The sequence below is a fragment of the Deinococcus roseus genome (genome assembly GCF_014646895.1).
GTDB classification, from domain to species: Bacteria; Deinococcota; Deinococci; order Deinococcales; family Deinococcaceae; genus Deinococcus_C; species Deinococcus_C roseus.
Genome location: NZ_BMOD01000001.1, coordinates 382,355 through 404,432, shown reverse-complemented (window position 1 = coordinate 404,432; position 22,078 = coordinate 382,355). Strand labels below are relative to the sequence as shown.

At 56.0% G+C, this 22,078-nt stretch carries 18 protein-coding genes; 10 read left to right on the top strand and 8 right to left on the bottom strand.

All coding sequences use genetic code 11. The annotated features are described in order from the left end of the window. Positions 1–82: 82 nt before the first annotated feature. On the bottom strand, positions 83–970 hold the full coding sequence (locus IEY52_RS01830) for a heme o synthase (protein WP_188998939.1): 888 nt from the start codon (positions 968–970) through the stop codon (positions 83–85). Next, positions 967–1,917, bottom strand: coding sequence for a COX15/CtaA family protein (locus tag IEY52_RS01825; protein WP_188998936.1), 951 nt, complete (start codon positions 1,915–1,917; stop codon positions 967–969). Before IEY52_RS01825 ends, IEY52_RS01830 begins: the two co-directional genes overlap by 4 nt. Positions 1,918–2,145: 228 nt before the next feature. Between IEY52_RS01825 and IEY52_RS01820 the strand changes: the two genes are divergently transcribed. Beyond that, a complete protein-coding gene (locus IEY52_RS01820; RefSeq protein ID WP_188998934.1) occupies positions 2,146–2,625 on the top strand; it encodes a DUF420 domain-containing protein in 480 nt (159 codons plus the stop codon). 113 nt (positions 2,626–2,738) lie between these two features. Next, positions 2,739–3,566 (top strand): 3-methyl-2-oxobutanoate hydroxymethyltransferase, encoded by an 828-nt coding sequence (panB, locus tag IEY52_RS01815; protein WP_188998931.1) that lies wholly within the window; start codon positions 2,739–2,741, stop codon positions 3,564–3,566. 130 nt (positions 3,567–3,696) lie between these two features. Here panB and abxC read toward each other — a convergent pair whose 3' ends face one another. Further along, positions 3,697–4,320 (bottom strand): monothiol bacilliredoxin AbxC, encoded by a 624-nt coding sequence (gene abxC, locus IEY52_RS01810; RefSeq protein ID WP_188998928.1) that lies wholly within the window; start codon positions 4,318–4,320, stop codon positions 3,697–3,699. Positions 4,321–4,394: 74 nt separating this feature from the next. Further along, positions 4,395–5,336, bottom strand: a complete 942-nt coding sequence (locus IEY52_RS01805) for a class I SAM-dependent rRNA methyltransferase (RefSeq protein WP_229684607.1) — start codon at positions 5,334–5,336, stop codon at positions 4,395–4,397. 610 nt (positions 5,337–5,946) lie between these two features. On the opposite strand from IEY52_RS01805, the gene IEY52_RS01800 reads away from it, so the two are divergent. Further along, positions 5,947–7,374, top strand: coding sequence for a S8 family peptidase (locus IEY52_RS01800; RefSeq protein WP_188998925.1), 1,428 nt, complete (start codon positions 5,947–5,949; stop codon positions 7,372–7,374). A gap of 74 nt (positions 7,375–7,448) precedes the next feature. Here the strand turns inward: IEY52_RS01800 and trmFO are convergent, their stop codons facing one another. Then, a complete protein-coding gene (gene trmFO, locus IEY52_RS01795) occupies positions 7,449–8,756 on the bottom strand; it encodes a methylenetetrahydrofolate--tRNA-(uracil(54)-C(5))-methyltransferase (FADH(2)-oxidizing) TrmFO (RefSeq protein ID WP_229684606.1) in 1,308 nt (435 codons plus the stop codon). A gap of 140 nt (positions 8,757–8,896) precedes the next feature. Here trmFO and IEY52_RS01790 point away from each other — a divergent pair, with 140 nt between their 5' ends. From IEY52_RS01790 to IEY52_RS01770, 5 genes are read left to right on the top strand one after another with little or no spacing between them, the layout of a single operon-like run. After that, positions 8,897–10,141 carry a TolC family protein gene (locus IEY52_RS01790; protein WP_188998922.1) on the top strand — a complete coding sequence of 415 codons (1,245 nt, stop codon included), beginning with the start codon at positions 8,897–8,899 and terminating at the stop codon, positions 10,139–10,141. After that, positions 10,138–11,127 (top strand): TolC family protein, encoded by a 990-nt coding sequence (locus IEY52_RS01785; RefSeq protein WP_188998919.1) that lies wholly within the window; start codon positions 10,138–10,140, stop codon positions 11,125–11,127. The genes IEY52_RS01790 and IEY52_RS01785 overlap by 4 nt, the downstream gene beginning before the upstream one ends. Beyond that, a complete protein-coding gene (locus IEY52_RS01780) occupies positions 11,124–12,401 on the top strand; it encodes an efflux RND transporter periplasmic adaptor subunit (protein ID WP_188998915.1) in 1,278 nt (425 codons plus the stop codon). Before IEY52_RS01785 ends, IEY52_RS01780 begins: the two co-directional genes overlap by 4 nt. Then, positions 12,398–13,072 (top strand): ABC transporter ATP-binding protein, encoded by a 675-nt coding sequence (locus tag IEY52_RS01775; RefSeq protein WP_188998912.1) that lies wholly within the window; start codon positions 12,398–12,400, stop codon positions 13,070–13,072. Before IEY52_RS01780 ends, IEY52_RS01775 begins: the two co-directional genes overlap by 4 nt. Beyond that, positions 13,069–14,262: an ABC transporter permease gene (locus IEY52_RS01770; protein ID WP_188998909.1), complete on the top strand. Its 1,194-nt coding sequence runs from the start codon at positions 13,069–13,071 to the stop codon at positions 14,260–14,262. Before IEY52_RS01775 ends, IEY52_RS01770 begins: the two co-directional genes overlap by 4 nt. Before the next feature lie 60 nt (positions 14,263–14,322). Here the strand turns inward: IEY52_RS01770 and IEY52_RS01765 are convergent, their stop codons facing one another. The 3 genes from IEY52_RS01765 to IEY52_RS01755 form a co-directional block, all read right to left on the bottom strand. Beyond that, positions 14,323–15,366: a PIN/TRAM domain-containing protein gene (locus IEY52_RS01765; protein ID WP_188998906.1), complete on the bottom strand. Its 1,044-nt coding sequence runs from the start codon at positions 15,364–15,366 to the stop codon at positions 14,323–14,325. 185 nt (positions 15,367–15,551) lie between these two features. Further along, a complete protein-coding gene (radA, locus tag IEY52_RS01760) occupies positions 15,552–16,895 on the bottom strand; it encodes a DNA repair protein RadA (protein ID WP_188998902.1) in 1,344 nt (447 codons plus the stop codon). A 187-nt stretch (positions 16,896–17,082) separates the two neighbouring features. Further along, positions 17,083–19,311: an ATP-dependent Clp protease ATP-binding subunit gene (locus tag IEY52_RS01755; protein WP_188998899.1), complete on the bottom strand. Its 2,229-nt coding sequence runs from the start codon at positions 19,309–19,311 to the stop codon at positions 17,083–17,085. Positions 19,312–19,725: 414 nt separating this feature from the next. Between IEY52_RS01755 and IEY52_RS01750 the strand changes: the two genes are divergently transcribed. Continuing rightward, the gene (locus IEY52_RS01750; RefSeq protein WP_188998896.1) at positions 19,726–20,868 is read left to right on the top strand and encodes a sensor histidine kinase; all 1,143 of its coding nucleotides are present in this window, start codon (positions 19,726–19,728) and stop codon (positions 20,866–20,868) included. Positions 20,869–21,018: 150 nt separating this feature from the next. Next, on the top strand, positions 21,019–21,858 hold the full coding sequence (locus IEY52_RS01745) for a GNAT family N-acetyltransferase (RefSeq protein WP_188998893.1): 840 nt from the start codon (positions 21,019–21,021) through the stop codon (positions 21,856–21,858). Positions 21,859–22,078 lie beyond the last annotated feature (220 nt).

The following is a 22,078-nucleotide window of genomic DNA, read 5'->3' as shown; positions in this document are numbered from 1 at the left end:
ACTTCAGAAACTTGATGAAAAGCCGGTTTGGGCATTCCAGATTCTCCCACCTGAACCTTCTGCAGGTCTGCCTGTGCTGTGTTCACAGGATGCTGCGGTCAATGGCCATGGCCAGGAACAGCAGCGCCAGATACAGCAGGGTGTACTTGTAGAGCGAAACCGAGTGTTTGCGGTCCACGTTCCGGTACAGTTCAAGCGAGCGCTTCAACAAGACAACATTTAATACCAGAGCGCTCCCGAAGTAAATCCAGCGGACCTCGCCAAGCAGCAGGGGAATCATAGACAACACGGCGGTCATGATTGCATACAGCCCAATCTGGGCCACGGTCATGCGTTCGCCATACACCACTGGAAGCATGGGGATGCCCACAGCAGCGTAGTCGTCTTTGATCATGATGGCCAGTGCCCAGAAGTGTACAGGGGTCCAGAAGAAGATGATGAAAAACAGGTACCAGCTGAACAGGTTGAGGTCGCCTGTCACAGCAGCCCAGCCCACCAGGGGCGGAAAGCAGCCTGCGGCTCCTCCGATCACAATGTTGTGCCAGGTGGCCCGTTTGAGCCACAGGGTGTAGATGAACACATAAGTGACCAGGCCAGCCATCGCCATCATGGCGGTCAGCAGGTTGGCGGCCTGCCAGAGCAGCACAAAAGACGCCAGGGTGAGCAGGCACCCGAAAATGAAAGCACTGGTGCTGCTGATTTTGCCAGAGGCACTGGGACGGTTGCTGGTGCGCTTCATGCGCTGGTCAATGTCCCGGTCGATGATCATGTTGAACACACCAGAAGCGCCAGCGCTCATGTAGCCACCGATGAAAACCGCCAGGAACAAATCCCACCGGGGCCATCCCCTAGCCGCCATCACCATGGCGGTCATGGTGGTGAACAGGAGCAGGCTGTTGACCTTGGGTTTGGTCAGGGCAAAGTAGTCGCGCCAGGTTGGCTTTTCTGTGGTGGTCAGGGTGTGGGTCATGGGGTTTCCTTCTCACGTTGCACCCAGCCATGATACCCGAGAAGAATCACGGCAAGCCACAACAGGCAGGCCAGCAGCAGGTGCAGAACCTGTAACCAGCCGGGTGCATGCAGCAGATAATTGAAGATTCCAGCAATCACCTGCAGCAAAATGGCGGTTTGCAGCATTGCAGCGGCATTTTGCACGGGGTTCACCTGAAAGCGGGAGGCCATCACCCTGGCCCAGGCCACCAGCAGCACGCTGGTGATGACGGTCAGGCTGGGGTGCAGCAGTTTCAACTGGTCCAGGTAGTACCTGGGGGTCAGGGCACGGCTCAGTCCTTCTTGCAGGGAATCCACAGGATTGAGGGTGTTTCCCAGTGCAGCAACAGCTCCACTCATGCCCATCAGGATGGTGCCAACCACAGCCACCCACAGGGAAATGCGAACCCACAACAGGGGTTTCAGCACTGCAGGTCGGGGCTGACTGCGCAGTGCAGTCAGGGCTGCGGTGCCAGTCAACAGGAGGGTGTTGGCCATGTGGATGGGCATGAACAGGGCACGACCAAAGGATTCATCCTGACCCACCCACTCTTTTTTCACCAGCAGGGCACCCACCAGACCTTCCAGAATCACAAAGCCCAGGTGCCAGCCAGCAAGGGTTCTTGCAGGATGTTTTTTGGGATAGGCCAATCTGGACCACACCACCAGGCCGATGGCCCCAAAACCACTCAGGGCACTGGTGGCCCGGTGGGTGAATTCGATCAGGGATTCCACCTGATGGGTGCGGGGAAAGATGGTGCCGTTGCAATCGGGCCAGTGGTCCCCGCAACCTGCGCCGCTGCCCGTGATGCGCACCCAGGCGCCCCACAAAATCACCAGCACGTTGTAGGCAAACAAAAGCCAGGCAAAGGTGGTGAAATCGAGTTTGACGGGCCCCAGCGTGAGGGTTTTGATTCCATGCTGCATAACATCCTCTATTCTAGTCAGCCGCCAGAAGCGCACTCAGGACAATTGTCCTCAGATGTCTCTCATTCCAGCTTTTATTCTGAAAGGTGGATTCATGGACCGGATGTGACGCATCAAGGCCCTTCAGAACCTTGCAAACTCCGCAGACTCCAGGTTCCATGTTAGGCCATTTCCATGGGTTTCGCCCTTTAGATACAGCGTGATGGCCCGTTTCAGGAGGTTTTTTCAGTGGGGGAACTCGTTTCAGAATTGTCTGTGGTGTTCATTGTGCTCAGCGGGGTGGCCCTTGGCCTCGGGGTGTACTTCATCAAAACGGACCGCAAAGAGCAGCACATGAATGCCATGCTCACGGCCTGCGGACTGGCCGTGGTTTTTCTGGTGCTTTACCTGACCAAACTCGCTCTGGGCGCAGGCATGAAATATGCCGGTCCACCCGAATACGCCAACCTGTACTTTTTCATTCTGATCACCCACAGCATCCTGGCTGCGGCCAACGGTCCTCTGGCCATCATGGCGGTGCGCAATGCCCTGATCGGACGCAAGCTGGCAGATGGCCGTCTGGACCGTTCCAGAGAGAAAGGCCCAGGCAAGTATTTCAGCCAGCACCGCATGTGGGCCCGCTGGACGGTGCCAGTCTGGATTTATGTGGCTGTGACCGGATGGGTGATTTACCTGGTGATGCATTATTACGGGGTGCCCAACACCTGATTTTGCTGTTTTTGGGGCAAAACAACCCGCACCTTCCTGAAAAGGGAGGTGTTTTTGGTTTACTTCACGCAACAGATTGGATACACCAGTTTTGGACTGCGTAAAATAAAACCATGCCCAAGTACACAGTGCCTGATTTTGAAGCCATGCAGGGAAAACAGAAAATCGTGATGCTCACCGCTTACGATTACGCTGGAGCTGTGATGGCCGAAGCTGCTGGTGTGGACCTCATCCTGGTGGGAGACAGTCTGGGAATGGTGGTTCTTGGCTACGAATCCACCGTTTTTGTAACCATGCAGGACATGATCCACCACACCCGTGCTGTCAAGCGCGGAGCCAGGGAAACCTTCATTGTGGTGGACATGCCCTTCGGAACCGTGCAGACTGGACTCACCGATGCCCTGCGCAACGCGGTTCACCTGATCCGTGAAACTGGAGCAGATGCCGTGAAAATTGAAGGAGGAGAGGAGGTCACCCCCATCGTCCGGCACCTTTCCCAGTCGGGGATACCTGTGGTGGCCCATGTGGGGCTCACCCCTCAGACGGCGGTCAACCTGGGAGGCTTCAAGGTGCAGGGAAAAACCGTGCAGGACGCCCAGCAGATCATGCGGGATGCCCAGGCCGTGGCAGATGCAGGAGCATTCATGGTGGTGCTGGAAGCCATTCCTGCGCCTCTGGCCCAGAAAATTTCCGAGCGCCTGAAAGTGCCCACCATTGGCATCGGGGCAGGCCCCCACACCGATGGTCAGGTGCTGGTGTACCACGATCTGCTGGGCCTCTTTGACCGTTTTACCCCCAAGTTCGTCAAACAGTACGCCCAGATGGCCAAGCTGGGAACAGAAGCCATTCAGAACTATGTGCAGGATGTTAAAAATGGAAGTTTTCCTGGTCCAGAACACAGCTTCACCATGAAAGAAGAAGTGCTCAGCAGGCTGTACTGAAGCGTTCAGCGGTCAGCCATCAGCTTTCAGCAAAGGGCACAAAGAAAAAGCGTTTTTGATTCATCACATGGTTCATGAAAAACCCTCCAGGTGTCTGGAGGGTTGAATTTGATCTGCTTTGCAGGACAGCTCAGGAAAGCGCTTTGAGGGCTTCGAGCAGTTCAGCAGCACGTTCTTTCATGGTGTCGTCCTGGGTGGGGTTGCCCAGGGAGTGCAAACCACCGTGGTAAGCATCAGGATCACCGAACATGCGGCTCAGCAGTTCAAATTCCTGCTTGGAGCGCAGGGAACCATCGTCACGGAAGGTGTCGGTGAAGTAGGTCTGGTACTGGTAGGGGGTCAGTTCGCCCTTCAGGAAACGCTCGGTCAGGTCAATGTAAGGCGTGAGGTTGCCCTTGACCTCTCCGGCCTGATCCTGACGCTCAGGAACGTACTCTTCAAAGACAGGTCCCAGGGCTTCAGGTGTGATGTCCCAGTTGTCCACATCGAAGACAGCTTTCTGGTCTTTGAAGACAATGAACTGTGGGCTGTGGTGGGTGATCTGGGTCAGGGATGCCACATGGTTGCTGGCCGGACGCCAGTCCACAACGCGGATGAATCCCACAGGCAGATCACGCTGCTTGAGAAACTGTTCCACCACGCTGAAACCCTGCATGGTTTTGTGGCAAGTGCCAGCTTTGAAAATGGCAGACACAGGGTGCTCAGAGAGAAAGGCATCGACTTCTTCGGGGGTGGTGAGGGGAACCAATTGCATACCCAACAGTGTAACCCGTACAGGGTTTCATACTGTTAGGAGGGTTTCAATGGGCAAGCTGGTCTTTCATGGATTCACTGGCCCCAGAGGGTGATCTTCAGGTGGCTTTCTTGCTGTGAAGGGAAATCAGGCGCCACAGGCAGGCTCTGATGAAATTTCAGGGCGGGGTTGTCTTTGCGGATCTGCTGTTTGAAGTCCTTCATAGAAATGCCAGCATGGTTGCAGCAGGCAAGCACCATGCCCCCTCTGCTTAGCAATGGCAGAGCCTCCTGTACAAGTTGGCCATAGTGGGTTTCGGCTTTCCAGATGCCCTGTTTGCCTCTGGAAAAACTGGGTGGATCCAGGATGACCAGATCAAACGGGTCCTGGCGTTTTCGGAAACGCTTCAACCATTCCTGCACATCTCCATAAATGAAGTCCAGAGGGTCAGTGGTCAGACCATTCAGGCTGTAGTTCTCCTGACCCCATTCCAGAACTTTACGGCTGGCATCCACATTCTTTACGGTGGTGCTGCCTCCCAGGGCTGCATTCAGGCCAAACCCACAGGTGTAACTGAAGGTGTTGAGCACTTTTTCTGGTGCATGTTCACGCACCCACTGCCTGGCCAGTCGCATGTCTGCAAAGAGCCCCACACTGAGGTCAGAGCCCGGCCTGAACAGGTATTTCACATCCTGTTCCAGCCCAATCAGCTCAGGTCTGGCAGGTCCCCACACAGGATCTTCAGGGCTGAGCCAGTCTCTGCTGGTGTTGGACACATGGCGGGCTTCCACGGGTCTGCGCTTCAGGTAAAGCGTGTCCAGTGGCAGCACCTGCTGGATGGTTCTGAACACCTCCTGCTCTTCCTGCTCAGAAAAAGACTGGTACAGGCTGAGGATGCCCACCTGGTCCACCACATCCAGGGTCATGCCCGGATGCTCTGCAAGGTGCAGGGCACGAAAGAAAGTGGTGTGTGAGAAAAGCTGCAGGGCTTTTCTGTGGTTCCAGGCCCGGGTCAGAAGTGAAGCAAGGTCAGACACAAACTCCAATCCTAACGCACCAAACCGAAAAATGCCACTTGGAGAGATTTTACCGTATTTTTTCTACTTCTCGGTATTTTCAGATGGTAAAAATCGACTTATCCCAGATAGATTTATGATCAATAGGAAATTTGCATACATATATAAGGTTGCATGATTTGCTCAGGATGGGATTGGGGTGAATACTTATGTTCTCTGGTCAAACAATCTGCAGCACCTCGACTGGCTGAAGATTTTCTGATGTTTTGATAAATTTTGAAGTCTTTTGAGAAAAAAGACGTTCAGAAAGCCAAGTCTGCGAAACCCTATTTTCTTTGAAAAATTTAAAAGAGAATTTGTCTATACAAATATATCGGTAAAGCGGTTCAATAATACCTCTCAAATCGGAATAAATATTCACTCACTTCTTCTGATATGCGCCTGTGGCTCGAGACCACCCATGTCTGTATACAAGATAAAGATCAACCGGGTCCAAAAAATGCATATCATTACACTTCTCTGACCAAAACTGACCTGATTGACAGCAAACACTCAGAAAGGTATAACCCTTTTCATCAATCTGAACCGAGTTCGAAAGTTGTGCCCGAGAGGGCACAGGGAGGGATGTTGTATGCGCAAACTGCAAATCGGAGTTGTTGTTCTCACTGCCCTGCTCGCCGCCTGCTCCAGTTCTGTCACCCCCAGTGTGGACACCGCTCAGTCCATGACGCTGGACAGCAAAGCTGAATTCGTGCCTGGCGAAGTGATCGTCAAATTCAAAGAAAATGTCAGCACCCAGGGCATCAGCAAACTGGGCGTGAATGCCAGTGTGGACCGCACCCTCAGCGGAGGAGAAGTGGTGTTGAAACTGGATGGCGTCTCCAAGCAGGGTCTGGACCTGCAAGTGACCACCTCTGAGAGTGCATCAGGCAAAGCCACCCTGGCTGCCATTGAGAAACTGCGTGCCCATAGCAACGTGGAATATGCCGAACCCAACTTTATCATGCATGCCAACGCTGTCCCCAACGACACCTACTATGCCCAGCACCAGTGGGACATGCGCCAGATGAACCTTCCCAACGCCTGGAATGTGACCACCGGGGTGGGCAGCCCTGTGGTGGCCGTGATTGACACCGGCAAGACCAACCATCCTGACCTTGCAGGCAGATGGGTGACGGGATATGACTTCATTTCCAGCGCTACAGCTGCAAAAGATGGCAACGGTCGCGACAGCGATCCCACCGATGTGGGGGATGGCGGGGTCTGCAACGGCTCCAACTACCCCAACTCCTGGCACGGCACCCACGTGGCAGGCACCATTGGAGCAGCCACCAACAACAACCTGGGTGTGGCTGGCGTGAACTGGAACGCCAGAATCAGCGCCCTGCGTGTGCTGGGCAAATGCGGCGGCACCACCACCGACATTGCTGATTCCATCCGCTGGGCTGCAGGAATCTCTGTGGCTGGCGTGCCCACCAACCCCAACCCTGCCAAAGTGATCAGCATGAGCCTGGGGGCTTACACCGGGACCTCCTGCCCCTCCACCTACCAGAGCGCCATCAATGATGCTGTGGCCCGTGGTGTGACTGTGGTGATCGCTGCCGGAAACGACAACAAAACCGCTTCTGGAGCCACCCCTGCCAACTGTGCCAACGTGATTGCTGTGGCCGCCACCCGCAAAGATGGAGGTCGCGCCTGGTACTCCAACTACGGCACCACCGTGGACATCGCTGCTCCTGGTGGCGAAACCGACGATGCCAGCGGCCAGATTGACCGTGATGGCGACGGTTATGTGGACGGCATCCTCTCCACGCTGCTGAACAGCACCGGAAGCAGCTACAACTACACCTTCTACCAGGGCACCAGCATGGCCACCCCCCACGTGTCGGGTCTGGTCAGCCTGATGTACGCTGTGAAACCCACCATCACCCCTGCACAGGTGGAAACCATCCTCAAGAACACTGCAAAACCCATCACCCACAGCACCTGCAATGTGGGATGCGGCAAGGGTCTGGTGGATGCCTACGCAGCCGTCAACTCTGCCAAGAGCCTTCCTTAACCTGCAACTCGACACCTTTCCTCAAGCAAAATCCCCCTTTCGGGGGATTTTTGCTGGTTCCACAGATGGGCTGGTCAGAGCTGGCTGTGCCAGGCTTTGAAGGCGTTCAGGCCACGGTCAAACATCAGGGGACGCTTTTCCCGTTTGCCCAGCTTCTTGCGGCCTTCAATGGTGAACTCTGGCACCAGGGCCCAGTTGGTGTTCATGGGCTGGAAACCTTTGGGATTGGCACTGGCGAGGTAACGCACCAGACCGCCGAGCATGCTTTCTTCGGGAGGGCAGATGGGTTCCAGACCCAGGGCCAGCCGTGCTGCATTGGTTCCAGCGAGCCATCCGGTGGCGGCACTTTCCAGATAACCTTCGGTGCCAGCCAGCACCCCTGCCACCAGTTTCTCTGGATCGGCACGCAGTTGCAGGGTGTTGTGCAGGACTCTGGGGGCACACAGGTAGGTGTTGCGGTGCATCACCCCGTAACGCACGATGTCTGCTTCTTCCAGACCAGGGATGCTCTGGACCATCAGTTTCTGGTCGCCCCATTTCAGACCGGTCTGAAATCCCACCAGGCTCCACATGCGGCCATCGTGGTCTTCCTGCCGCAGTTGCACCACGGCGTAAGGCTCACGGTCTGTGCGGGGGTTGTGCAGCCCTCTGGGTTTCATGGGACCAAACCGGGGGGTGTCCTTGCCGCGCCTTGCAATTTCCTCGATGGGCATGCAGCCTTCAAAGAACTCCAGTTTTTCCCAGTCGTGGGGGGTGTGCTGGCGCGCTTCCTGGATGGTGTTGTACCAGTGGTCGTACTGTTCCCGGTCCATGGGGCAGTTGATGTAATCCGCTTCCTGGTCGTAGCGCCCTTTGCGGTAGGCAATGTCCAGGTTGATGCTGTCAAAAGAGATGACTGGAGCGGCAGCATCATAAAAAGACAGGTGCTCTCCGTCGGTGTACCTTTTGAGGTCTTCTGCCAGAGCGTCTGAAGTCAGAGGGCCACTGGCCAGCACCACGATGCCGTCGGGAACCCGGGTGACTTCTTCGCTGTGCACCTGTATCAGAGGGTGGTTTTTCACCTGTTCGGTGATGTATTCGCTGAAACCCTCACGGGCCACAGCCAGCGCACCCCCGGCAGGAACCCTGGAAAGCTTTGCGGCTTCCATGATCAGGCTGCCTGCATGGGCAATTTCTGCCTGCAGGAGGCCCTTGGCATTGGTGTTGCCCTCTCCACCCAGGCTGTTGGAGCAGACCAGTTCTGCAAAGTTGCCCGTGTGGTGGGCAGGGGTCATTTTGACAGGACGCATTTCGTACAGGTGGACCTGCACCCCGAGTCTGGCCGCGGCCAGTGCGGCTTCTGATCCACTGAGTCCTGCGCCGATGATGCTGATGCTTTTCACAGTTGGTAGTGTACTGGTTTTTCTGGGCAGAGGGTGTGCATGGAAGCAGATTTCACCTGTTGCAAAAAAGCAGCTCACTATATATATTGATAGTGTACTAGTGATGTAGTACACATATACAGAAGGAGGATGCAAATGACATGCACAGATGGATGCTCACCCTTGCACTGAGCCTGTTCACCTTGGCCCAGGCCACCCCATTGCCAGAATTGCTGCAAGGGGTGGAGGTCCAGCCCGCAGTTCAGACCCTGCAAATTCAGCTTAAAGAAACCGCATTGAAAAAAAATGCACCTGGACTGGTTCCCGATCTCGCCTTGAAAGGGGACGCAGGATCTGCCCCAGATCCCATCACCGCTCAGCAGGAATGGACGGGCAGCGTGGGAGCAGAAATCACTTATGGCTGGATCTCTGCTTCACAGCAACGCAGGCAACTGGACCTGGAAGTTCAGGGCCTGCAAACCCAGCTGATCGAAACCCGCATTCGCACCCTGAAAGATCTGCTGCAAACCGAATGGACCTACCGCAAAAACAAACTCTCCGCAGCACAGGCCGAACTGGACCTCAGAACCCAGCAGCTTGAACTGAAATCCAGGCAGGCCCGTTTCCAGCTGGGTGCCCTGACAGAACAGCAGGTGAAAAATGCTGCTTTGCTGGTCAATCGGGCTGAATTGCAGCTCAGGCAGCAACAGGTGGGCCTGAAAAAATCCCTCGCGGATTTGCAAAGGTTGAAACTCACCGCCCCAGAAGTGCCCACAGAACTGCCCCTCCCACCAGAAACAACCTCTGCAGAAACCTCTGAAGTGCTGAAAACCCAGCAACAGGTGTTTGAACTGCAACTCAAAGGACAGAAATTGAACCTGCAGCAGTGGCCAGAGGTCTCTCTGGGAGCCAGTTACAGCAACGGGCACAGCAGCCTTTCTGGCAGCATCAACCAGAACCTGGACACCCATCTGGAATATGGGTATGGCTTCAACAGCCCTGCTTCCCCTGAATCCTGGGGTCTTAAACTGTCTGCCCGATTTGGCCTGGATTTTACACGTACAGGACAGCAAGATTTGAACAACCAGCAATTGCAGTTGACCCTGGACACCCTGCGAGACCAGCAACAACAGTTGCAACTGTTCAGAGCAGATTTGCGTATGCAGTTGCAGCAAAACCAGGAACTGCTGGACCTTTCAAAACAGGTTTTGCAGCTCAGTGAGGCCGCTGTAGAGCAGGAAAAAATCAGACTGAATCAGGGACTGGTCAGTGAAACAGCTGTGCTGCAGGTGCAGTCTCAGGTGCTTAAAGAACAGCAAAACATGCTTGAACTCGAAAAAGCCCTGCAGGATCTGGCTTTGCAACTCTGGGAGGTTTACACATGGTATCCGCAAAATGGCAAATGATTCTGGTGTTGATGGCAACCACAGCTTCCACGGCTTTCGCTGTCAATCCAGCCCCTCTTTATCCCACCGCTTTAAAACAGAACGCCTCCTACCAGATGGGCCTCACCGAAGTGCAGGAAGCTGACCGGGGATTGACCCGCACCCAGAGTGACCCGGTGGCACTCAAGCCCGACCTGCTCGGTGCCCAGCAGCGTCTGGATCAAGCCAGAGCATCTCTGATCAATCAGTCTTTGATGGTCAGACAACACCTGGTGACAGACCTGCAAAACCTGGACAGCCTGCAAGACCAGTTGCTGGGCCAGCAGATCAGCCTGGAGATTTCACAATTGCAGGCCCAGGCCTCCCGTGCACGCCTCAAAGCAGGAGCAGCAACCCAGCTGGACCTTGCAAAAGCCGAAAACGATCTGGACAGTGCCCAGAAAGACCTGGACAGCACCAGAAAACAACTTCAGGATGCCCAGGAGCGCTTCAAAAAGCGTTATGGCAAAACCCCGGATGCTTCTGGAGATGAAAAGCTGAGCTGGACCACTGCCCAGTTGCAGACGGCTTTAAAAAGCCATCCCCGTGCCCTGAGGGACCAGGCCACCCTGGAAAATGCCGACCTGCAATACCAGATCAAATCCAGCGACCTGAGCCCTGCCATCGAGGTGGACCAGGCCCGCATTGCGCTGGAAAACGCTCGCAAGACCCAGGCCGAAACCCTTTCTGACCTGCAAGAAGCCCTGGAAGATGCCCTGAGCCAGCACCAGATTGCTCAAAACAGTGTCACAGCAAAAGACCGTTCCTTGCAGATTGCTCTGGCCAACCTGACCACCCAGAAAGCCCGTTTTCAGAAAGGCCTGATTTCCAGGCTGCAGGTGCTGCAAGCCGAACTGGAAGTGCAAAATGCCCAGACGGCTCTGGGACAGGCCCGCAACACCGCATTGAAAGCGGGTTATGGTGTGCTGCTGGCAGCCAATTTTGCTTCCTGGGGAGATGAAAAATGAAACCACGCACCGTGATCCTCACGGTTCTGGCACTGGGAGGGGTTGGGGTTGCAGCTTACACTTTCATGCCCAGAGTCCCCCAGTTGCCCAGGGTGAGCACAGCCGTTGTGCAGCAGGAAACTTTTGTGAAGGAGGTCAGTGCCGTGGGCACGGTCAAGGCCACATTGAGCCGCCCCCTGGCCTTTGCTTCTCCAGGAACAGTCCTCGCTGTGCCAGTCAAGGTGGGCGATCAGGTGAAAAAAGGCCAGGTGCTCATCACCCTGGACACCCGGTCCATCCAGACCGATCTGGACAGTGCCAGATCCAGCTTGCAGGCCGCCCAGGCCGATGTGCAGAAAGCCCAGAACAGCATACAGACCGACAGCCTGGATTCCCGCAAAACTGTGGAACAGGCCCAGAATGCCCTGATCAGCGCGCAGAACGCTTACCGCGTGGCTGCAAAACAGCAGCAATTGCAGCAGGACCTTTACCAGATTGGCAGCATCTCCAGAAACGACTACGAACAGGCCGTGACCACGGCGCAAGAAGCCCAGTTGAAAGTGCAGGGTGCACAACTGGATTTGCAGTCTGCAAAACTCAGGCAGCAGGGAACCAAAAGCCTGCAGACTTCCACTTTGCAAAATGCCCAGAGCATCCTGCAAAGCGCCAGAACACGGGTGCTCACCCTGGAAAAACAGTTGACCGATGCGGTGCTGAGGGCCCCTCTGGATGGAGTGGTCAGCAGTGTCACGGTGTCTCCCGGAGGGTTTGCCACATCCGGAGTGGCTGCAGTGGAAATCACAGATTTGACCGACCTTTATCTGGAGGTCCCTTTTGATGAGACTCGATCCAGAGACCTTGCGAATGGGCAGAAAGCCGTGCTGGAATTTGATGCCCTGCCCGGTCAAAAGGTCAGTGGAAAAGTGCTTCGGGTCAATCCCACAGCCACCAGCGGACAGGGCAACAGTCAGGTGACCAGTGTCAACGCCCAGATCGCCTTCCAGAAAAGCGGTGTGAAACCGGGCTTCACGGCCAGTGTGAAAGTGGAAACTTTAAGACAGCCCAACACCCTGACGGTCCCTCTGGAAGCCATCACCGAAGCAGAGCAGACCTTTGTGTACCGGGTGAGACCAGATGCTGCAGGCCAGGGCAGTGTGGAAAAAATCAAAGTGAAAATACTGGACCGCAATGTCAAAGTGGCAGCCATTGAAGGCCTGCAGCCCAGAGACCAGGTCCTGACCCTGGACATGGACACCATCAAGGTGGGTGACAGGGTCCAGGTGGCCCAGCCATGAACGTCATTTCCCTGAAGAACATCACCAAGGTTTACGGAGAAGGAGAAAGTCAGGTGCGAGCCCTGGACGGGGTCAGCCTGGACATTGGCAGGGGAGAGTACGTGGCCCTGATGGGACCTTCTGGCAGTGGAAAAAGCACCCTGATGCACATCCTGGGTTGCCTGGATTTGCCCAGCACCGGAGAATACCTGCTGGCAGACCAGCAGGTGTCCCGGCTCAGCGAGGACCAGCTGGCCGGGGTGCGCAACCAGCGCATTGGCTTTGTGTTTCAGGCCTTCAATTTGCTGGCCCGCACCTCTGCGCTGGTCAATGTGGAATTGCCCCTGGCCTACCGGGGAACCTCCCGTATCGAGCGCACCCGCAGAGCCAAAGAAGCCCTGGAACGGGTGGGTCTGGGCAGCAGGTTGCACCACAAACCCAGTGAACTCTCTGGCGGGCAAAAGCAGCGGGTGGCGATTGCCCGTGCCCTGGTGCAAAACCCGGATGTGCTGCTTGCAGATGAACCCACTGGAAACCTCGACTCCAAAAGCACCCATGACATCCTGGCCCTCTTTGATGAACTGCATCAGGAAGGCCGCACCATCGTTCTGGTGACCCACGAAGACGAGGTGGGGGCCAGAGCCCAGCGCATTGTGCGCCTCAGGGACGGCAAGTTGGAAGGCCAGCCATGAATCCCCTGGAAAACCTTGCTGCTGCCTTTCAGGCCATTTTTGCCAACAAACTGCGCAGCGTCCTGACCATGCTGGGGGTGATCATCGGGGTGTTTGCGGTGTCCACCATGCTGTCTCTGGGCCAGATGGCCACCCAGGCCATCACCGGGCAACTGAATGACATTGGCGGCAAGACCATGTTCGTGCAGGCCTCCTATGAACCTGGAAAGCCCTACAAAACCTTCACCCAGGCAGACATGGATGCCCTTTTGGTGTTGCCTCTCAATGACATTTCCACGAGTGGTTCCAGCCTGCGCATGACCCACCGCAACCGGGAAGTCTCGGTGAGTGTGCGGGGCACCCGCTCCAACTTCAGCAGACTCACCAGCCAGGCCAAAATTCTGAAAGGCCGTTACTTCAGCGACTACGAGGAAAAAAGTGCTGCCCAGGTGGTGGTGCTCAGCCAGAAAACCGCCACCAAGATTTTTGAGAAAGAAAACCCCATTGGCAAGGTGGTTCGGGCCATTCGGGACACAGGCGTTCGTGAAGAGTACACCGTGATTGGCATCACCCAGGACCTCGGTGCCCTGTTCAGCGAAGGAGACACGGGTTTTATCCCCATCACCAACAGCTGGCGCGGAGGATATGAATCCAGAGGAGAATACGGATACTTGCAGTTCCGCCTGCACCCAGAGGCCAGCGCTGAACAGGTCAAGCGTCAGGTGGAATCCATTCTGCAACGCCGCAGAGGCAGCCAGAATTTCAGTGTCACCAACGTGGACCAGTTTGTGCAGCAATTCAACCAGATCACCCTGATTTTGCAGGCTTTGCTGGCGGGCATTGGCGGTCTGTCCCTGCTGGTGGGTGGGATTGGCATCATGAACATCATGCTGGTCTCCGTCACCGAACGCACCCGTGAAATTGGGCTGCGCAAGGCCATTGGAGCAAAAAGAGGCACCATCTTGCAGCAATTCCTGATCGAAGCCGTGACCCTCACCGCTCTGGGAGGGGCCATTGGATATGTCTTCAGCCTGCTGGTGATTGTGGGCCTGGCGACTGCCCTGCCCAACATTTTCCCTCAGGTGATCATCTCTCCGACAACGGGCATTGTGGCCCTCAGTGTGAGCATCCTCACCGGGGTGTTGTTCGGTGTGTGGCCTGCTTCACGGGCCGCTTCACTGCCACCCATTGAAGCCCTGCGCTACGAGTGATTTCTACAAATCCAAATACAAAAAACCGCCTCTGGGGCGGTTCTTTTTTGAAAAGAAAATTCAGTTGGTTTCGGTGCGGGCAAAGATCATGCGGCCCACGTTGGTCTGGATGTTGGAGAGCACCACCACATTTCTCAGTTGACCTTTGAATGCTGCACCGTCTTCCACCACCACCATGGTTCCATCTTCGAGGTAAGCCACACCTTGTCCCGCTTGCTGACCATCTTTGGTGATGCTGACCTGGATGATGTCTCCAGCGTTGTAACGGGCTTTGATGGCGGTGGCGAGCGCATTGAGGTTGAGCACATCCACATCCTGCAGTTTGGCCACCCGCCCCAGGTTGTAGTCGTTGGAGATCAGTTTGGCATGCAATTCCTGGGCCAGTTTGACCAGCTTGTCGTCCACGGTCTTGATGTTGTCATCGTTCCAGTCCAGCACTTTCAGGGTGGTGATGCTGTGCAGTTGCTCCAGCACTTCCAGTCCGCGTTTGCCTCTGGCCCTTTTGCTGGGGTCTGCATGGTCTGCCAGGAACTGCAGCTCACGCAGCACAAAGAGCGGAACCACCAGGGTGCCTTCCAGAAACTGGCTTTGCAGCAGTTCAATGATGCGTCCATCAATGATCACGTTGGTGTCCAGGATTTTGGGGTTGGGAATCCGGGTGGTCTTGGGTGCAGTGGTGTTGGCCACAAAAGACCCAAAGAAATCACTGTTTTTCAGGGAAAAGAAGATGAAGAAGATGGCCAGCACGGCAGTGGTCAGCAGGCTGAATCCCCAGTGGTAAAAAGGGGCATTGGAAAGCAGGTTGTTGAGCAGCACACTGACCAGCAAACTGAGGATGGCCCCCACAGTGGCAGCCATCACCCGTTTGGGTTGCAGGTTGACCAGCAAAGCCACCCACTGTTCCACCCAGCGGGCCAGGGTCAGTTCAATGCGTTTGGAAATCACATAACCAATGAGGACGCCAGCGACCACCAGATACACCAGGTTGGTGACCGATCCCTGAGGGCCACCTTGCAGAATGGGAAACCACACCAGCAGCAAATAGGAGAAATATCCCCCGAGTAGCATGATGAGGATGCGAATGGTTTGGGGTATCCAGTTCATTTTACTCGTACATTATAGCCAAAGATTCCCTGAAGAAAGCTGAAATGTTTTCCCGAAAGGCCATTGAAGTTTAAAAGTACATTTTCGACATGAAACTGACTGGAACTTGAGCCACCTGCAAACAAAGCAGCCAGGGAAAAGGCCGGTTGTCTGTTCGTTCCCTGGCTGCTTTTGATTCCATAAAATCAGGACTTCAGGCTCCACAGGCTGGTCATGGCACTCTGGATGTCCCGGACAGCAAACATGCTGCCCTGGATTCCCGCAGGACACAGAAGCTGGTCATACCCTGCTCGAATGGCCTCTTCTGCACGGCGAATGGCCTGCTGAACGGTGCGAACTTCTCCAGCCAGACCCACTTCTCCAAACACAGCCACTTTTTCTGGCACAGCTTTGGACACCACGGCGCTGTAGATGGCGAGGGCCACAGCCAGGTCCAGTCCCGGATCGTTGATGCGGATGCCTCCAGCCAGATTCACGAAGATGTCCAGGCCACTGAGGGTCAAATTGAAGCGTTTTTCCAGCACCGCGATGATCACATCCACCCGCTTGGGGTCCAGACCCACCACCACCCTTCTGGGGTTGGGGTAAGGGGTTTTGGAGGCCAGGGCCTGCACTTCCAGCAAAAGGGGACGGTGCCCGTCCACGGTTGCAGCAATCACACTGCCCGGAGCGCCGATGGGTCTTTCGGCCAGAAAGGCAGCACTGGGGTTTTCCACGGCCACCAGACCTTCAGAGCGCATCTCAAAAACCCCCAGTTCTCCAGCCTGACCAAAGCGGTTCTTCACGCTGCGCAGCAAACGGAACTGTCCCACCGATTCCAGAAACACGGTGGCATCCACGATGTGTTCCATCACCTTGGGACCGGCCACGGTGCCGTCTTTGGTGACGTGGCCCACCAGTACCACACTGGCCCCGGTTTCTTTGGCATAACGGGTGAGGGCAGCAGTGGCCTCACGCACCTGGGAGATGCTGCCAGGAGTTCCCTCATCTGTCACCTGCACGGTCTGGATGGAATCCACAATGCAAAGTTTAGGCTTGTGCTCGTCCAGCAGTCCTCCGATGTGGTCTGCGCGGGTGTCGCGGGTCATCATGAAATCGCCTTTGACCCCGAGGCGGTCTGCCCTCAGTCGGATCTGTTCGAGGGATTCTTCTCCTGCAACATAAATGACATTGTGTCCTCCCTGGGAAAGGCATTCTGCGACCTGCAACAGCAAAGTGGATTTTCCGATGCCAGGTTCCCCACCAATCAAGGTCACAGAGCCTGCCACCAGACCTCCACCCAGCACCCGGTCCAGTTCGCTCAGACCCGTGGGTGTGCGGGGCTCTTCACGACGGCTGACTTCCGTCAGGCGGGTGATTTTGCCGCCCCTGATGCCTCCGTAAGCTCCACCTGCAGAAGCAAAAACAGGGGAGGGGGCCAGTTCTTCAAAAGTGCCCCAGGCCTGACAGTTGGGGCACCGCCCCAGCAGTTTGGGAGACTGGTAACCGCAACTGTTGCATTGAAAGGTGGGCAGGTTTTTCTTAGCCACGAGAGGACCTCGGGAAGGGGGTGCAATGGACAAGAGGAGAATTCACCCCTCCATTGTACCTGTTATGTTCTGAACATACTGAGAGGGGGATCAGGATTTTGACTGCGTGAGTCTCAGGGTTTAACCCATTCAGAAAAATCCCCCCCGGAAACCCGAGAGGGAGAACGTTTCACAACTGTATGCGGGTTTAAGCCAGGATCTTGGAATCCACGCTGGCCCGATCAAAAGCCAGATGGTTTTCCTTGACGTTGACGGTCAGTTCGCCGCCATCTTCGAGCAGTTCCAGGGCGAGGGGATCTTCAATCTCTTCACGCACCACGGTGCGGAGTTGGCGGGAGGAACCCAGGGCGTGCTTGCTGGAGCGGGCTTTCAGCTTGCTGACCAGCCAGGGGGCCACAGCATCTGCAAAGCGCACTTTGAGGTCGCGGGTGGCGAGCTCTTCTTGCATTTCGCCGAGCAACTGACGGGCCACCAGAACCAGTTCGTTCTCTCCGAGGGCCTTGAAGCGGATCACGTCGTCCAGACGGTCCAGGAACTCGGGGGTGAAGATCTGGCGCAGGGGCTGGGTGTCTTCCACCTTCACGGGGCTGAAACCCACACCGGGACCGGTGTTGAAGCCGGTGTTGGAGGTCATGATGATGATGGTGCGTCTGAAGTCCACGGTGCGGCCCAGACCGTCTGTCAATCGACCATCGTCCAGCACCTGAAGGAAGGTGTTGTAGATGTCAGGATGGGCCTTCTCGATCTCATCAAGCAGGATCACACTGAAAGGTTGACGGCGCACGGCTTCGGTGAGGCGACCACCCTGTTCGTGACCGACGTATCCGGGAGGGGACCCGATCAGCTTGGAGATGCTGTGGGGTTCCTGGAATTCGCTCATGTCAATGCGAATCAGGCTGCGTTCGCTGCCAAAGAGGGAACGGGCAAGGGCTTTGGCAAGGTGGGTTTTACCGACCCCACTGGGTCCCACGAACAGGAAGCTGGCGGCAACACGGGTGCGGCCTCCAAGCCCCAGACGTGCGCGGCGCAGGGCACTGGACAGGGCTTTGATGGCTTCGGGCTGACCATACACCTGGTCTTTGAGGTTGTCTTCCAGGGTGGTCAGGGTGCTGGATTCGCGTTCATCGACATAAACGCCACCCATGCTGTTGATCACCGATTCGAGGTCCTCGCGGGTGACCACGGGTTCTCCGGCTTCGTCTTCTGCCACCGGAACACCCAGACTGAGGTTGATGCGCACCCGACTGGCGGCTTCATCGATCAGATCGATGGCCTTGTCAGGGAAGTTGCGTCCGGGCAGCGAGCGTTCACCGATGCGCACAGACAGCTCCAGAATGGAATCTGGAATGATCACGCCGTGGTGCTCCTCGTAACGGGGGCGCAGGCCACGCAGGATTTCCAGGGTTTCTGCAGGATTGGGTTCCAGCACGATCACAGGCTGGAAGCGGCGTTCCAGGGCGGCGTCTTTCTCGATGTAACGGTGGTACTCACCAGTGGTGGTGGCACCGATCACCTGAATTTCGCCGCGGGACAGCGCGGGTTTGAGGATGTTGGCTGCGTCCAGGGTTCCCTCTGCGCCACCGGCACCCACCAGGGTGTGCAGCTCGTCGATGAAAGCAATCACTTTGGCGTTGCGCAGTTCATCGATGATTTGTCTGAGGCGCTCTTCGAATTCACCACGGTATTTGGTTCCAGCCACCACGCCCGAAAGGTCAATGGACACCACCCTTGCACCTTGCAGGTTTGCAGGAACGCGTTTCTCGTGAATTGCCAGAGCGAGACCCTCTACAATGGCGGTTTTTCCGACACCCGGATCCCCAATCAACACGGGGTTGTTTTTGGTTCTGCGGGAGAGAATCTGGGTCACACGGCGGATTTCTTCGCTGCGGCCCACCACGGGATCGAGCTTGCCTTCCGTTGCTTGTTTGGTCAGGTCACGTCCGTACTCGTCCAGGAAGGGCGTGTGTACGGGTTTGGGGTTGTTGCGGGTGTCGGCACTGGCCATGATGCGCCAGCGGATGGTGTCCACATCTCTCGCCTGCTCTTGCAGGATGCGGTATGCAACGCCATCTCCTTCACGGATGATCCCCAGAAGAATGTGCTCTGTGCTGGTGACCTGTGCCCCGAGGGCTTTGGCTTCGGCAGAAGCCAGCTCCATCACCCTGCGTGCACGGGGAGTGATCGAGGGCGCGTCGTTCAGGCGACTTCCTTCTCCGCGTCCAATGATCTCTTCCACCTTGCGCCGTAAGCCTTCGAGTGTAAACCCGAAGTCTTGCAGGATTTGACAGGCGGTGCCCCCTTCACGCATCAGGCCGAGCAGCAGGTGCTCCGGGCCCACCATAGCGTGGCCCAAACGGTTGCCTTCTTCGCGTGCGTAATGGAAAACCAGTCTTGCTCGGTCATCGTACCTGTTCACCGTAGACCCCCTTCGTGGTTGTGTGTGAGCTGGGGCGTGGTGTCGCCTGTTAAGGAAAGTTTAGCAGAATTACCCCTTACAGTATTGTTGTCTTGATTAAAGTTGTCCGGCTCTCTCTTCAGGGAAACTTTAAGTGGAAATGGGCTCCAGGTGAAAAACCACAAATGGAACAAAAAATGAACATCTGCTCTTTTTATGGTTGTCAGACAGAGTGTTTTTTGCATCCCAAAAACATGTTGGTGCAAAATGAAAGTTGCTGGCAAGGACAGAATTCCCGGTCTGTGCCCTGCACCACATTGGAAAGTCCATCCGGGCGGACTGCAGGGGCGACTTTTTCAGTTAAGAAATGTGTTAGATTTAAAATGATACCTGTGCCGGAATTTGTGTGTCGCGTTTTCTTCCCGAGGTGCGTGAGTGGATAGTAGTGTGCTGTTCGGAACCCAGTTTCCTCAAGATGCTTCCCAGCTGCAGGGGTTGCTTGGTGTGCCTGTTCGTGGGGCCGCCACCCCCGAAGAATTGTTGCAGCTCACCCACCAGGGCGTGCCCAGTGCCATTGTTTTGCGCGAGGGGTTCAGTCCCGGCCTGGCCCTGTCTGATTTGATTGCCATTCTGGTCCGCAGACCCGATCTGGGCACCACCCGCATGATTGCCGTGGTTGCTCCTGCTGCCATGCAGGCTGTTCTGGAGGGTGGAGCAGACCTCGTGCTGCCCCAGGACTCCAGCCTCCCCACCATTGCCCAGGCTGTCAAAAGGTCCCTGGAGCGTGCCCAGAGGGAAGGCAAATTTCAATCTGAAACGGTTGAGTTGCAGAAGAAAATTGAGAACCACATCAAAGATGAAAGAACCCGTGACCAGCTGGTGCACATGCTGGTCCACGACCTGAAAAACCCCATCACGGCCATTCTGGGCCTGCTGGAAATCGTCAAGGACGATGGCGAACGCCTGATTCCCCCGGACCTGATGAACATGATCGAACTGGCCCGCGAGGAATCCCAGCACCTGCTGTATCTGGCCGCCAACATGCTGGACGTGCGCAAGATGCAGGCAGGCAAGATGGTGCTCTCCCTGACCCACATCCGGCCCAACGATCTGGAACAGGTGATCGAGCAGGCCAAGCTGGACGTGGGCATCGCACTCAAAGAGCGCAGAATCACCGTGAACGTGGACAAGCGTTTCAATCATGTACCGGTGGACAAGGACATTCTCAGGCGCATTTTTGCCAACCTGATCAGCAACGCTGTGAAGCACACCCGCACTGGGGGCCTGATTGAAGTGGTGGCCCGTTCATCTGCTGTTGCCGTGGAACTGGCCGTGCGCGACAACGGGGAAGGGATTCCTGCCCAGGACATCCCCAACCTGTTTGCTGCTTTCGAACAATCCCGCCTGACCATGCACTCCCGTTTTGACACGGGCATGGGACTGGCCTTCTGTCGCCTGGCCGTTGAACAACACGGAGGCCGCATCTGGGTGGAATCCGAGCGGGGCAAAGGGGCGAGGTTTTATTTCACCCTGCCGCTGGAAAAACACGAAGACGACGATGTAGAGGTGCTTTCTTAAGACCAGATGCCCCCGCAAGGGGGCGTTTTCGCCTTGAAAGCGCCTGATCAAAATTTCCTGTAAGAAACTGTGCAGACCACAGTGTATACAATGGCTGCAAACAACGTACAATCAACCCAGCCCAACCAGAAAGCAACAAGCAAGGTGCTCATGTCTTACCCCACATTCTCTGAAATCTCCACTGGCCTCACCTGGATGGACCACCAGGAGGCTTTAAACCTGCTGTACCAGCATGAGGTCCTCAACCACAAACTGATCTGGGCCTGTGCCCGCAACCATGACCTGGAAGCTTATGCTTTGCCAGACCGCCAGGGGTGCCTGCTCTGGGACCCCAGACACCAGCATATGAGGGTTTCGGTGCTGGGAGAACATGCTCAGTTTCCTGCCAGCTTTTTGCAGGAGGCTGCTTTGCTGGAAGGCCCAGAATGCGCCATGCAAAAAATCGTGGAAGCGCATCCAAATGAAAATTCCAGCTCCAGAACAAGCCTGATCTACACCCTGGAAAACCAGGACCTCCAGATGGACCGTGAGTTCAGACGCCTGCGTCCTGATGATGTGGAGGTGGTCAACTGGCTGATCCAGTTCAATGCCGAAACCCGGGGCCGCACCCTGACCCGTGCAGAAGTCCTGAAAATGCTGTACGCCAGTTACCGGGAGTTCTACATTCTGGAACACCGCCAGAAATGCGCTGCAGTGGCTGCAGTGAACCGCTGGACCCTGCATTACCAGAGTGTCAGTTTTGTTTATGTGCCTCCAGAATCCAGAGGCAAGGGGTTTGGTCGCCGACTGATGGCTTCCCTCAGTGCTTTTATCTTGCAGGAACGCAAAAAGAATGCCCTGCTGTTTGCGGATCCAGACAATGCCGTGGCCAATGTGCTTTACCAGAGCCTGGGGTATCAGGTGGCAGGGAAGCATGTGTCGGTGTTGGCTGGGGGGCAAGGGCAGGATGCCGAGCGCCGAGGGCCGAGCGCCGAGCACCAACTGCTTTGATGCTGGAGCAATTGCCTGGGCTTCAGAGACAGACCTGGATTCCACATGGCCCATAAAGCATTGCCCCCTGGTGATGCTCTTTTCCAGAGCATATCGCATGCTTTTTTCGCTTGGCGCTCGGCCCCTCTTGACCCCACAGCGCGGTTCAAAACGGTTTGTGACCGCTGGGTCGCTCGGCAAGTCCTGCCTTCACCTGGGGTGCAAAATCCCCCTCCTGAAG